Annotated in this window: 13 protein-coding genes and 1 pseudogene; 10 read left to right on the forward strand and 4 right to left on the reverse strand. The window is 72.3% G+C overall.

Annotated features, from left to right (window positions below; translation table 11 throughout):
- Positions 1 to 73 precede the first annotated feature (73 nt).
- Positions 74 to 433, forward strand: a complete 360-nt coding sequence (locus tag AB3388_RS07900; protein ID WP_495410210.1) for a histidine triad nucleotide-binding protein — start codon at positions 74 to 76, stop codon at positions 431 to 433.
- Positions 434 to 527: 94 nt separating this feature from the next.
- Here the strand turns inward: AB3388_RS07900 and AB3388_RS07905 are convergent, their stop codons facing one another.
- Positions 528 to 1,082 carry a hypothetical protein gene (locus tag AB3388_RS07905; RefSeq protein WP_495410211.1) on the reverse strand — a complete coding sequence of 185 codons (555 nt, stop codon included), beginning with the start codon at positions 1,080 to 1,082 and terminating at the stop codon, positions 528 to 530.
- Between the two features lie 222 nt (positions 1,083 to 1,304).
- On the opposite strand from AB3388_RS07905, the gene AB3388_RS07910 reads away from it, so the two are divergent.
- The 5 genes from AB3388_RS07910 to AB3388_RS07930 all read left to right on the forward strand — a co-directional run bounded on the left by AB3388_RS07910 (position 1,305) and on the right by AB3388_RS07930 (position 6,600).
- Positions 1,305 to 2,123 (forward strand): enoyl-CoA hydratase/isomerase family protein, encoded by an 819-nt coding sequence (locus AB3388_RS07910; protein WP_495410212.1) that lies wholly within the window; start codon positions 1,305 to 1,307, stop codon positions 2,121 to 2,123.
- A gap of 111 nt (positions 2,124 to 2,234) precedes the next feature.
- Positions 2,235 to 4,421 carry a PhoH family protein gene (locus tag AB3388_RS07915; RefSeq protein ID WP_495410213.1) on the forward strand — a complete coding sequence of 729 codons (2,187 nt, stop codon included), beginning with the start codon at positions 2,235 to 2,237 and terminating at the stop codon, positions 4,419 to 4,421.
- 5 nt (positions 4,422 to 4,426) lie between these two features.
- Positions 4,427 to 4,930: an rRNA maturation RNase YbeY gene (ybeY, locus tag AB3388_RS07920; RefSeq protein ID WP_495410214.1), complete on the forward strand. Its 504-nt coding sequence runs from the start codon at positions 4,427 to 4,429 to the stop codon at positions 4,928 to 4,930.
- Positions 4,927 to 6,261, forward strand: coding sequence for a hemolysin family protein (locus AB3388_RS07925; protein WP_495410215.1), 1,335 nt, complete (start codon positions 4,927 to 4,929; stop codon positions 6,259 to 6,261). The genes ybeY and AB3388_RS07925 overlap by 4 nt, the downstream gene beginning before the upstream one ends.
- Before the next feature lie 6 nt (positions 6,262 to 6,267).
- Positions 6,268 to 6,600, forward strand: a complete 333-nt coding sequence (locus AB3388_RS07930) for a cytidine deaminase-like protein (RefSeq protein ID WP_495410216.1) — start codon at positions 6,268 to 6,270, stop codon at positions 6,598 to 6,600.
- Between the two features lie 64 nt (positions 6,601 to 6,664).
- On the opposite strand, the gene AB3388_RS07935 is transcribed toward AB3388_RS07930, so the two are convergent.
- The 3 genes and pseudogenes from AB3388_RS07935 to AB3388_RS07945 all read right to left on the reverse strand — a co-directional run bounded on the left by AB3388_RS07935 (position 6,665) and on the right by AB3388_RS07945 (position 7,871).
- Entirely contained in the window at positions 6,665 to 6,901 is a 237-nt protein-coding gene (locus AB3388_RS07935) for a hypothetical protein (protein WP_495410217.1), read from the reverse strand.
- A 31-nt stretch (positions 6,902 to 6,932) separates the two neighbouring features.
- Positions 6,933 to 7,256, reverse strand: a pseudogene (locus AB3388_RS07940) (DUF6176 family protein); the annotation flags it as partial.
- 21 nt (positions 7,257 to 7,277) lie between these two features.
- Complete coding sequence (locus AB3388_RS07945; protein ID WP_495410218.1) at positions 7,278 to 7,871, reverse strand: hypothetical protein; 594 nt, start codon at positions 7,869 to 7,871, stop codon at positions 7,278 to 7,280.
- Between the two features lie 61 nt (positions 7,872 to 7,932).
- On the opposite strand from AB3388_RS07945, the gene era reads away from it, so the two are divergent.
- The 4 genes from era (at position 7,933) to AB3388_RS07965 (ending at position 12,478) form a co-directional block, all read left to right on the forward strand.
- The gene (gene era, locus AB3388_RS07950; RefSeq protein WP_495410219.1) at positions 7,933 to 8,850 is read left to right on the forward strand and encodes a GTPase Era; all 918 of its coding nucleotides are present in this window, start codon (positions 7,933 to 7,935) and stop codon (positions 8,848 to 8,850) included.
- A 1-nt stretch (position 8,851) separates the two neighbouring features.
- Positions 8,852 to 9,598 (forward strand): DNA repair protein RecO, encoded by a 747-nt coding sequence (recO, locus tag AB3388_RS07955; RefSeq protein WP_495410220.1) that lies wholly within the window; start codon positions 8,852 to 8,854, stop codon positions 9,596 to 9,598.
- Positions 9,595 to 10,359 (forward strand): isoprenyl transferase, encoded by a 765-nt coding sequence (locus tag AB3388_RS07960; protein ID WP_495410221.1) that lies wholly within the window; start codon positions 9,595 to 9,597, stop codon positions 10,357 to 10,359. Before recO ends, AB3388_RS07960 begins: the two co-directional genes overlap by 4 nt.
- Before the next feature lie 562 nt (positions 10,360 to 10,921).
- Positions 10,922 to 12,478 carry a hypothetical protein gene (locus tag AB3388_RS07965; protein WP_495410222.1) on the forward strand — a complete coding sequence of 519 codons (1,557 nt, stop codon included), beginning with the start codon at positions 10,922 to 10,924 and terminating at the stop codon, positions 12,476 to 12,478.
- The last annotated feature ends 13 nt before the right edge of the window (positions 12,479 to 12,491 follow it).

The following is a 12,491-nucleotide window of genomic DNA, read 5'->3' on the forward strand; positions in this document are numbered from 1 at the left end:
CGGCGCCAGGCTGTGCCCACCCGCTTGACGGCCGCTGAACGGCGACTTGCACGCAGCCCTAGTGTCGGGGGCCGTGACCGACTGCCTGTTCTGCCGCATGGTCGCCGGCGAGATCCCCGCCGACGTCGTCCACGAGACCGACCGCGTGCTCGCCTTCCGCGACATCAACCCGCAGGCGCCCACGCACGTGCTGGTGATCCCCAAGGAGCACCACCGCAACCTCGGCGCGCTCGCCGCCGCGGACGCCGGGCTCCTCGCGGAGGTGGCCCGCGCCGCGCAGGCGGTCGCGCTGCAGGAGGGCCTGGTCAGTGACGGCGGGATCGAGCCGGGCTACCGGGTGGTGACCAACACCGGCCCGCAGGCGGGCCAGTCGGTGGACCACCTGCACTTCCACGTACTGGGGGGACGCCCCATGAAGTGGCCGCCGGGCTGAGTCCGGGCCGTGACGTGGCGAGGGGCGCCGGGAACGACTCGTCCCTGCGCCCCTCGGTCGTGTCGGCGGTCAGTTCAGGACGTCGACGGTCGGCCTAGTACCGGTTGTTGTAGTCGTGGTTGTCGTCGTGGTGGTTGTCGTCGTGGTGGCGGTTGTCGTCCCGGCGGTTGTCGTCGTTGCGGTTGTCGTCGTGGCGCTTGTCGTTGTGGCGGTCCACGCCCGACACGTCCACGTCGTCGGTCAGCGAGTCGAGGCGGTCACCGGTGTCCGCATCCTCGAAGCGCACTGTCACCTCGGCGTCGTCGTTGCGCAGGTCATCGCCGTGGTCCCGCACCGTGACCGTCAGCGTGTGCCGGTGGCCGTCGCAGTCGAGGTAACCCTTGCCGTTGAAGTCCGCGTCGAGGTGCGCGTCGCCCTGCGTGAGGTCGACCTCGACGTCGATGTCCCTCTCGTGACCGCTGCACTTGTAGTCGAACGACACCCAGGCGCGGTCGCCCTCGTCGTTCGCGCGTACGTCGTCGTCGATGCTGATGACCTCGGCGGAGGGTCCTCTGTGGCCGTGGTCACCGTGCGCCCAGGCGGGGGACAGCCCGGTGAAGACGAGTGCCGTCGTCGCGGGGACGACGAGGAGCAGGCGGGAACGATTCATGGGGGGCACCCCCTTCGGATCCGTCGTCGGTGCCGCTGCTTGACGCCGACCCGACGACCCTGGCCACCTCACAGCCGCCTCACAACCCCCGTCCGCCGGGGCTCGCCCGGGCGCGTGGGTCGGGCCATCGGGCGGGGCGTGACCCGCGGTAGTTCCCACTGCCGCCACCGTCGCCGGTCGACCGTGGGGCGCCGCCCGGACCGCCCTGCCAGGATCGGGCCCATGACCGAGGCAGCCCCCGTCCGGATCGAGCGGGACGGCGACGTCGCCGTCGTCGTCCTCGACAACCCGCCGCTCAACCTCTTCGACGAGTCGGTGTTCGCCGGCTTCGAGGCGGCGGTCGCCGAACTCGTGATGCTCACCGACCCCGGCCGCGCCGACCGCGCCCGCGCCGTCCTCCTCGAGGCCCGCGGCAAGGTCGTCTCCGGCGGGGTGGACGTGCACGAGTTCGACGCGATCGCGTCGTCGCCGGACGCCGTCGCGCGGGGCAGCGCCCTGTGGACCCGGCTGCTGCGCATCGCGCAGACCCTCGAGGACCTGCCGGTGCCCACCGTGTTCGCCGCGCACGGGCTGTGCCTCACCGCCGCCTTCGAGATCTCGCTGGCCTGCGACATCCTGCTGGCCGCCGAGCGGGCCTCGTTCGGCCTGGTCGAGATCGTGGTCGGGCTGACGCCGTCGATGGGCGGGCCGCAGCGGCTGGCCGAGCGGGCCGGGCCGGCGCGCGCGAAGGAGTTCATCTTCACCGGCGAGCGCTACCCGGCGGCCGTGATGGCGCAGTGGAACGTGGTCAACCGGGTGCTGCCCGACGAGGGGTTCGCCGAGGCGGCCCGCGACTACGCCCGCCGGGTCGCCGCCGGGCCCACGGTCGCCCACGCGGCCACGAAGGGGCTGGTCACCACCGCGGTCCGGGAGGGCGTCCGGGCGGCCGACGGCCTCGTTCCCGCGCTGTCGGGGGCACTGTTCGCCACCGAGGACCTGCGCGGCGCCGTGCGCTCCTTCCTCGCCGACGGTCCGGGCAAGGCCACCTACTCGGGGCGCTGACCTGCCGTAAGCGCTGCCCCGGCGGAGCCGAAGCAGGGGTTGCTGTCGGGCCCCGCGGGTAGACTCGCGAGGGTCCGTAGTTCCGTTTCAGGAAGGCAGGGTCGAGGGTTCTTGCCCGACACCGCCCCAGGCGCCCCCGCCGCCGGTCCGCCCACGTCCCGTGAGGCCTCGGCGCAGGCCGCCGCCGCGGACGACGCCGCCACCGGTCCACTCCGGCAGCAGCCGGCCGCCGTCCGCACCACGATCACCGTTCCCGACTCCGTGTCCATGGTCGCCCTGCTGGGCTCCGGCGACGAGCTGCTCCGGCTGGTCGAGACGGAGCTCGACGCCGACGTCCACGTGCGCGGCAACGAGATCGCCGTCACCGGGCAGCCGGCCGACAACGCCTTCGCCGTCCGCGTCTTCGACGAGCTGATCGCGCTGCTCGGCACCGGCCAGCAGCTGCGCCCCGACTCGGTGCGCCGGGTCATCGGCATGCTGCGCAGCGGCGGCTCGGAGCGGCCGGCCGACGTCCTGTCGCTGGACATCATCAGCCGGCGCGGCCGCACCATCCGGCCCAAGACGCTGAACCAGAAGCGCTACGTCGACGCGATCGACGCGCACACGATCGTCTTCGGCATCGGACCGGCCGGTACCGGCAAGACCTACCTGGCCATGGCCAAGGCCGTGCAGGCGCTGCAGACCAAGCAGGTCAACCGGATCATCCTGACCCGGCCCGCGGTCGAGGCCGGCGAGCGGCTGGGCTACCTGCCCGGCACGCTCTCGGAGAAGATCGACCCGTATCTGCGGCCGCTGTACGACGCGCTGCACGACATGGTCGACCCGGAATCCATTCCGAGATTGATGGCAGCCGGGACCATTGAAGTGGCGCCATTGGCGTACATGCGCGGAAGGGCGCAGCCGTACGACGCGATGGTGCTGACGCCGAATGGCTACATGCCTATCGGGACGCTCCAGGTCGGCGATCTCGTCGTAGGTTCCGACGGGCTGCCAACGCCTGTGCTCGGCGTCCATCCGCAGGGCAACAAGCTGGTCTATCGCGTCACCACTCAGGACGGCGGCTCCACGCTGGCCTGCGGTGAGCACCTGTGGACCGTGACGACTCCGGACGACCGGCGCCGCGGCGCCAGTCGAACCCTCGAGACGCAGGAAATGGTCGGCCGCCTTCGGTGGGGCGCCGGCGCGCATCGATACGAGTTGCCACTCGTCGACGCGGTCGAGTTCGAGCCGCAGGAGGTACCGCTCGACCCCTACGCGCTCGGACTCCTGCTCGGCGACGGCTGCCTGACTACCGCCACGACTCCCTCCTTCTCCACGGAAGACCCTGAACTGGCTGAAGCCCTGGAGAAGGCGCTCGACGGCATCGTCGTTCGCCACAAGGCCGGACCGGACTACGTCCTTCATCACGTCAACGGTGGGCGCGGCGGTCTTCGCATCGCGAACCCAGTGACGGCGGCGATCCGGGAACTGAACCTGGCGGGCACGCGGTCGGCAACCACGTTCGTACCTCGGGTCTACTCCCACAACTCCGCGGAGGTCCGGACGGCGCTTCTGCAAGGGCTGCTGGATTCGGACGGCGGACCTGTCACGCGGGCCGGCGGGACCTGCCGGATCCAGTACACGACGTCATCCGAGCGTCTGCGGGACGACGTGATGTTCCTGGTGCGGTCACTGGGCGGCGTCGTGACCTCTCGCACCCGCCCGGCGACAGGGCGGCGTCCCGTACACCACCGCCGCGCTGCTCACATCCTCGACATTCGGCTGCCGGCTGGCGTGCAGCCGTTCCGGCTGGAACGCAAGCGGAGGGTCTACGCGGCCACTGGCGGCGGTCGGCCGATGCGCTTCATCGACAGCATCGAGCCGGTGGGCGAGATGGAGACCCTGTGCATCCAGGTGGCGGCGCAGGACTCGCTGTACGTGACGGACGACTTCCTCGTCACGCACAACACGTTGAATGATGCGTTCGTCATTCTCGACGAGGCTCAGAACACCACCGCGGAACAGATGAAGATGTTCCTGACGCGTTTGGGATTCGGGTCGAAGATCGTGGTCACCGGCGACGTCACCCAGGTCGACCTGCCCGGCGGCGCGCAGAGCGGGCTGAAGATCGTCCGCGAGATCCTCGACGGCATCGACGACGTCCACTTCTCGAACCTGACCAGCAGCGACGTGGTCCGCCACCGCCTGGTCGGCGACATCGTCGACGCCTACGAGCGGTGGGACGCCGCCAACCAGCAGACGCGACCCGCGGCCGGCCCGCCGGTGCGCGGCCCGCGTCCGCGCCGGCAGGGGAGCTGAGCACGGTGCCCGTCGAGGTCGCCAACGAGAGCGAGATCGCGGTCGACGAGGCCGAGCTGGCCGGCGTCTGCCGCTACGTGCTCGCCCAGATGAAGGTCAACCCGATGGCCGAGCTGTCGGTGCTCTGCGTCGACACCGACTACATGAGCACGCTGCACGAGCGGTGGATGGGCGAGAAGGGCCCGACCGACGTGCTCGCCTTCCCGATGGACGAGCTGGACACCGCGCGGCCCGACGACCCCGAGCCGGGGCCGGCGCTGCTCGGCGACGTCGTCCTGTGCCCGTCGGTGGCGGTGCGCCAGGCCCGCGCCGCCGGGCACTCGATGGACGACGAGCTGGTCCTGCTGGCCACCCACGGCGTGCTGCACCTGCTCGGCTACGACCACATGGAGCCCGAGGAGGAGAAGGAGATGTTCGGCCTGCAGCAGAAGCTGCTCGACGGCTGGCGCTCCGCCCCCCGCGAGCCGGTGACCGGCGAGCCGGCGACCCGGGAGACGGGGCCCCGATGAGCAGCGGTGCGGTCACCCTGCTGGTGATCGCCGTCTGCCTGGTCCCGCTGGCCGGGCTCTTCGGCGCGATGGACGCCGCCCTGCAACGGGTCTCCAAGGCGCGGGTCGAGGAGATGCGCCGCGAGGGCGTCAAGCGGTCCCGCGCGCTGGAGGAGGTCCTCGCCGAGCGGGCGCGGCACGTCGCGCTCCTCCTGCTGCTGCGGATCGTCTGCGAGACCCTTGCCGCGGTGCTGGTGACCGTCGCTCTCATCGACGTGTGGGGCAGCGGCTGGCGGGCCGTGCTCACCGCCGCCGGCGTGATGATCGTGGTCAGCTACGTGCTCGTCGGCGTCGGGCCGCGCACCCTGGGCCGGCAGCACGCCTACGGGATCGCGCTGGCCACCGCCGGGCTGGTGAAGCTGCTCGGCCGGGTGCTCGGCCCCATCGCCACGCTGCTCATCCTGGTCGGCAACGCGATCACCCCCGGCCGCGGTTTCCGCGACGGGCCGTTCTCCTCCGAGGTCGAGCTGCGCGAGCTGGTCGACATGGCCGAGGAGCGCGGCGTCGTGGAGTCCGGCGAGCGCAACATGATCCACTCGGTGTTCGAGCTGGGCGACACCATCGCCCGCGAGGTCATGGTGCCGCGCACCGACGTGGTGTGGATCGAGCGCACCAAGACCGTCCGCCAGGCGCTGGCGCTGGCCCTGCGCAGCGGCTTCAGCCGGATCCCGGTCATCGGCGAGAACGTCGACGACGTCGTCGGGGTGGTCTACCTCAAGGACCTCGTCCGCCGGTCGCAGAACATCTCGGAGCGCAACGGCCCCAAGGTCGACGAGGTGATGCGCAAGCCGACCTTCGTGCCGGAGTCCAAGCCGGTCGACGAGCTGCTGCGCGACATGCAGGCGCAGCGCATCCACATCGCGATCGTGGTCGACGAGTACGGCGGCTTCGCCGGCCTGGTCACCATCGAGGACATCCTCGAGGAGATCGTCGGCGAGATCGCCGACGAGCACGACGCCTTCCAGCGCCCGCCGGTCGAGGAGCTCCCCGACGGCTCGATGCGGGTCACCGCCCGGCTGCCCGTGCAGGACCTCGCCGAGCTCTTCCCCGGCGTCGAGCTGCCCGAGGACGACGACGTCGAGACCGTCGGCGGACTGCTCGCCCGCACGCTGGGCCGGGTGCCGATCGAGGGCTCCGCGGCCGAGGTGGCCGGGTTGCGGCTGGTCGCGGAGAGCACCGGCGGCCGGCGCAACCGCATCGACACCCTGGTGGTCTGCCGGGCGCCCGAGGCGGCGGAAGGGGAGCCGGCCGAACCCGCCCGCGCGGAGGAGCCGGCCGGCGTGGAAGGCTGACGCCCCGTGCCCGACCTGCAGCCCGAGGACGCCAAGCTCGTCACCCTCGCCCGCTCCGCCCGCGGCCGCACCGGCGCGCCCGAGGGGGCGGCGGTCCGCGACACCGACGGACGGACCTACCTCGCGGCCAGCGTCGCGCTGCCGTCGCTGCAGCTCTCGGCGCTGCAGGCGGCCGTGGTGGCCGCGGTGTCCAGCGGGGTGACCGCCCTGGAGGCGGCGGCGGTCGTCTCCGAGGCGGAGGCGGTCGAGCAGGAGGGGCTGGCCGCCGTCCACGACCTGACGCCGTCCGCCCCGGTGTTCCTCGCCGGGCCCGACGGCGCCGTCCGCACCCAGGCCTGAGCGGGGACGACGTCAAGCCGCATGATCGACCGTTGAGCCACGCCACGCCACGCCACGGCGCGGGTCAACGGTCGGGGGAGCGGCTCAACCCGGCTCGGCGACGGCGGCCACTCGGGCCTGAGCGCGTTCGGCGCGACACAGCCGCGTCTCGGGGCTTCTTCGCGCGGGCGCGGGCGCGGGCCTCGGCCGTGATCTCCTCCGCGTTCGCCAGGTAGGTGTCGCGCCTGGCCAGGGCCTCGCGCACGTAGCCGGCCACCGCGTCGGGATCGACGTCGCCGCCGAACGGGAAGTCCCAGGTCATCAGCGTGGAGCTGCCGGGGCCGCAGCACCGGCCGCAGCTCCTCCCAGCCCGGCTCCTTGCAGCGCATCGCAAAGGCCTGGTGCTCGGCGTCCACCGGGTTGGACGTGTCGAGCACGCCGCCGTCCTCGCCGTGGAGCTGCAGGTGGTAGAGCCATTCGGTGCCGTCGGCGTCGGTGTGCCGGAACCTCGCCTCGAACGCCATGCGCTCGGCCGCCAGGGTGTCCAGGCACTCCTCGTACCGGTCGTGCAGCATGCCCATCCAGCGCTCGGTCTCCTGCTGCGCCCGGCAGCAGCCGGGCGCGGGAGAGCTCCAGGCGCAGGCCCGGGGGCACGGACGGCGGCATCGCGAAGTCACTCACGCCCGGACCCTGCCACCTCAGAGCGGGCGGTCGAGCGCCTCGGCGAACGCCTCGGGGTCGCGCACCCAGACGGTGAACGCGCGGTCGGTCTCGCCGTCGGGCCCGAGGTGGCGGACGGCGACCCGCGCGCGCCCCGGCCACCAGCCCCCGCGGCGCTTCGCGTGCGGCCAGCCGGGCGGGGGAGCGCCGCGCACCACGTCGCGGACGAGGCCGAGGGTCACCACGCCGAAGGACGACGACTGGCGCAGCCCGGCGATGTCCGTGGACACCGCGAAGTCCGACACCGTCAGCCGGCCGGTGGAGAAGGCCAGGACGAGCACCGACAGCACGAGCACGAGCGGCAGCTCGTCGGTCACCGCTGCGGCGCCGTCCCGCCAGCCGAGGAACCCCAGCCAGCCGGCGGCCGCCGCGGCGACCAGGACGACGACGACCCAGCGGGCCAGGTCGTACTGCCAGTAGCGCAGCGGCGGCGGGGTGACGGTGACCGAGCGCTTCGGCCGGCCCGGGAAGAAGAAGCCGAACGCGGTGACCTGGGAGATGTGCCGCTCCCGGTCCCGCGCGGCCCGCACCGCCGGTGGTTCGTCGTGCCCGCGCTGCGCCCGTCCCGCCATGTCGCCATCCTCCCAACCGCGCTGCGCGGTGGTGTCGGTCCGGGGTGGGAGACTGGTCGCCGTGAGCGCACCGGAGGAGCGGCCGTACCGCAGCGGCTTCGCCTGCCTGGTGGGCCGCCCCAACGCCGGCAAGACGACGCTGACCAACGCGATGGTCGGCGCCAAGGTCGGCATCGTCAGCAACCGGCCGCAGACCACCCGCCACGCGATCCGCGGCGTGATCACCCGCCCGGGCGGGCAGCTGGTGCTGGTCGACACCCCGGGCCTGCACAAGCCGCGCAGCCTGCTGGGCCGCCGGCTCAACGACGTCGTCCGCGACACCCTCGCCGACGTCGACGTGATCGTCTTCTGCGTCCCCGCCGACCAGCCGGTGGGCGCCGGTGACCGGTTCATCGCCCGCCAGCTCAAGGAGTTCACGGCCCCGGTCGTCGTGGTGGTCACCAAGACCGACGCCGCGAGCAAGAAGCAGATCGCCGAGCAGCTGATGGCGGCGAGCTCGCTGGTCGACGCCGCCGAGGTGGTGCCGGTCAGCGCGGTGAAGGGCGACCAGGTCGAGCTGCTCGAGGACCTGCTGGTCGGGCTGCTGCCCGAGGGCCCGGCCATGTACCCGGAGGAGCAGCGGACCGACGACGACGTCGAGCGGCAGATCGCCGAGCTGATCCGCGAGGCGGCGCTGGAGAAGGTGTACGAGGAGGTCCCGCACTCGCTCGCGGTGACCGTCGAGGAGCTGATCCGCCGTCCGGATGCCAAGAACCCCGGCCGGGAACTCGTCGAGGTGCACGCGCTGCTGCACGTCGAGCGGGCCAGCCAGAAGCCGATGCTGCTCGGCCGCGGCGGCGAGATGATCAAGCGGATCGGCACCGAGGCGCGGGCCGGCCTGGAGCAGCTGCTCGGCGCCCGCGTGCACCTCGACCTGCACGTCACGGTGCTGGGGGAGTGGCAGGACGATCCGAAGAAGCTGAACCGGTTGGGCTACTGACGTGAGCACCACGCCGAAGTCGCTCTACCGCGACGAGGGGGTCGTCCTCCGCACCCAGAAGCTGGGCGAGGCCGACCGGATCATCACCGTGCTGACCCGCCGGAACGGCAAGGTCCGCGCGGTGGCGAAGGGCGTGCGCCGCACGAAGAGCAAGTTCGGCGCCCGGCTGGAGCCGTTCAGCCACGTCGACCTGCAGTTCTACACGGGCCGCAACCTCGACATCGTGAACCAGGCGGAGTCGATCCGCGCCTACGGCCAGGCGATCGCCGGCGACTACCCCGCCTACACCGCCGGCACCGCGGTGCTCGAGACCGCCGACCGGCTCACCGCCGAGGAGAAGGAGCCGTCGCTGCGGCTGTTCCTGCTGGTCATCGGTGCGCTGCGGGCCCTGGAGGAGCAGACCCACCCGGCCGGGCTGGTGCTCGACGCCTTCCTGCTGCGGGCGATGTCGGTGGCCGGCTGGGAGCCGGCGCTCGGCGACTGCGCCCGCTGCGGCGAGCAGGGCCCCCACCGGCACTTCTCGGTCCCGGCCGGCGGCACCGTCTGCCCGTCGTGCCGCCCCACCGGTGCAGGGATGCCCAACCCGGTCACCATCGAGCACCTGGAGGCGCTGCTGTCCGGCGACTGGGACCGCGCCGAGGCCAGCCAGAACGCCCAGCGCCGGGAGGGCAGCGGCCTGGTCGCCGCGCTGCTGCAGTGGCACCTGGAGCGGGGGCTGCGCTCGCTGTCCCTGGTGGACCGCACGTGACCCGACCGGCCAAGGCCCCGAACCCGCATCCGTCCGGAGCCCGCCCCCCGCAGATCCCGCGCGCGAAGGTGCCGCGGCACGTCGCGATCGTGATGGACGGCAACGGCCGCTGGGCCAAGCAGCGCGGCCTGCCGCGCACCGCCGGGCATGAGGCGGGGGAGTCCTCGCTGTTCGACTGCGTCGAGGGCGCGATCGAACTCGGCATCCAGGCCATCAGCGCCTACGCGTTCTCCACGGAGAACTGGCGGCGCAGCCCGGAGGAGGTGCGCTTCCTCATGGGCTTCAACCGCGACGTGATCCGCCGCCGCCGCGACGAGATGCACGCGCTCGGCGTGCGGGTGCGCTGGGCCGGGCGCCGGCCGCGGCTGTGGCGCAGCGTCATCAAGGAGCTCGAGATCGCCGAGGAGCTCACCCGCGACAACGACGTCCTTACGTTGACGATGTGCGTGAACTACGGCGGGCGGGCCGAGATCGCCGACGCCGCCGCCGCGATCGCCCGCGAGGTGGCCGCCGGCCGGCTGGACCCGGACAAGGTCGACGAGTCCACCGTGGCCCGGTTCCTGGACGAGCCGGACATGCCCGACGTCGACCTGTTCGTCCGCAGCTCCGGGGAGAACCGGACCAGCAACTTCCTGCTCTGGCAGTCGGCCTACGCCGAGTTCGTCTTCCTCGACACGCTCTGGCCCGACTTCGACCGCCGGCACCTGTGGGCGGCCTGCGAGGAGTACGCCTCGCGGCAGCGGCGCTTCGGCAGCGCCTGACCCGCGGCCCGCGCGTGGGCAGTCGGCGATCCACGACCACTCGCCGTGCCGCTCCGAGCCGCCGCCGGGGCCCTCGAGCGGGAGGGGGTGTTCACGGCCGGCGAGCAGGAACGACCAGGACAACCGGGGCCGGCCTCCGCCGAACATCGTCCGGCCGGCATGGCCGAACAGCCGCCGTCCCGCCGGGGAGAGGGCCAGCGCCTGGACGCCCAACACGAGCCAGCCGCCGGCTCTCGTCAGGGTCGACCACACCGCGACCTCGTCCTCGTGCAGCGGGTGCGGGCCCATGAGGCTGAAGACGGCCACGACGCTCCTCGACCTGGTGTCGGACCGGGCTGCGCCGTGGACGGCGGACGGAACGTATGACGATCGTGCCCGTCCAAGGCGGGCGCAAGCCGCCTCCAAGGGGCCGCGGCGAGGGTGGTCCCAGCCACCGGGGATCCCTCCCGGGCAGGTCGGACCACCATTCGGCCTCGCCCGCTCCCGACGTGCGCGAAGCCGTTGACACGGCTATCCGCGCACCCGAGAGTGGCGGCTCCCCGTGAGAGGACGGATCCCCACAGTGAGCGAGAGCACCATCGCGCCGCAGCATGCCCAGGGTGTCGCGGCGCCCGCCCGCACGCCGGGCGACCTGAACGACCAGCTGATCGCCAGCGACTTCTGGACCGACCAGATGCTGGCCGAGGCCGGCATCCCGATCGTCGACGTCCCGTTCGTCACCTTCGGCGGCGGCATCGGCTCGTTCGTCACCGTCGACTACCTGCGGATCTGCGGGGTGCCGACCGGCGCCATCCGGGTGCTCACGCCGCTGAAGACGCCCTGGGAGAGCTACGAGTACCTGACGACGGTCTCGCAGATCCCGCGCGGCGAGCGGCTCCGGTCGGACTCCTCCTCCTGCCCGGACAACATCTGGGGCTTCCCGAGCTACGCCCTCCGCGAGGGGCTGCACGGCGACCTCAAGCAGCTGTGGAACGTCCTCGTCGAGCCCATCTTCGCGAACTACTACACGCCCAGGGCCGGGCATGCGTTCGAGTCGATGGAGAAGGAGATGTACCGCATCCGCTACCCGGAGATGGTCGTGCACGGCCAGGTCCGGATGGTGCGGCGGCGCGTCGGCGGCGGCTACTTCACGATCCTCACCCCGCCGGAGGGCGCGGCCCCCACGAAGCGGATCGCCTACCGCAGCCAGTGGGTGCACGTGGCCGTCGGCTACCCGGGGCTGAAGTTCCTCGACGACCTGCAGAACTACCGCTCGCAGTACCACGACTACTCCAAGGTCGTGAACGCCTACGAGCCGCACGAGCACGTCTACGACAAGCTCACGCTCAAGCCGGCCACGATCCTGATCCGCGGCGGCGGCATCGTCGCCTCCCGCGTGCTGCAGCGGCTCATCGACGACCGCGACCGGCTGGGACTGCAGACGCAGATCGTCCACCTGTTCCGGACCTATGTCGACAAGCCGCACGGCACCGGCCTCCTCAAGCGCCGCAAGGGCGCCGACGGCTGGGCCTACCAGGGCTTCAACTACCCGAAGTCGGTGTGGGGCGGCCAGCTCAAGCAGCAGGTGCGCAACAGCGAGGGCGCCGAGCGCGCCCGGCTCTACAAGGAGATGGGCGGCACCAACACCCCGATCCGCCGCAACTGGCAGGAGCAGCTCTCCCGCGGCCGGCGGGAGGGCTGGTACCGGGTCATGATCGGCCAGATCGACGCGATGCGGCCGGTCGGCGACCTGGTCGAGGTCGCCGTCTCCAGCGACCAGGGGCCGCAGCTCGGCACGTTCGACGCCGTCATCGACTGCACCGGGCTCGAGGCCGACATCCGCGAGCACCGCGTGCTCGCCGACCTGCTCGACCACTCCAACGCCACCCGCAACCCGGTCGGCCGGCTCGACGTGCAGAAGAACTTCGAGGTCACCGGGACGGCCAACGGCGGCAAGATCTACGCCTCCGGCAGCGCCACGCTCGGCGGCCCGTTCCCGGGGGTGGACACCTTCTTCGGGCTGCAGATCGCCGCGCAGGAGATCGCCGACGACCTGGTCGCGCAGGGCTTCGCCACGAAGCTGGGTCCGGGCCGGTCGACCAGCCAGTGGTGGAAGTGGGTCCGGAACGCGCCGATCTGACCGACCGCCCTCG

The organism is Geodermatophilus sp. SMS 5-13 (assembly GCF_059428245.1).

Bases quoted from the DNA above. Each gene is read 5' to 3' on its own strand.
- AB3388_RS07905 (WP_495410211.1), bottom strand. From the start codon at position 1,082: ATGAATCGTTCCCGCCTGCTCCTCGTCGTCCCCGCGACGACGGCACTC.
- AB3388_RS07945 (WP_495410218.1), bottom strand. From the start codon at position 7,871: ATGGCGGGACGGGCGCAGCGCGGGCACGACGAACCACCGGCGGTGCGG.
- AB3388_RS07925 (WP_495410215.1), top strand. From the start codon at position 4,927: ATGAGCAGCGGTGCGGTCACCCTGCTGGTGATCGCCGTCTGCCTGGTC.
- AB3388_RS07935 (WP_495410217.1), bottom strand. From the start codon at position 6,901: ATGACCTGGGACTTCCCGTTCGGCGGCGACGTCGATCCCGACGCGGTG.
- AB3388_RS07910 (WP_495410212.1), top strand. From the start codon at position 1,305: ATGACCGAGGCAGCCCCCGTCCGGATCGAGCGGGACGGCGACGTCGCC.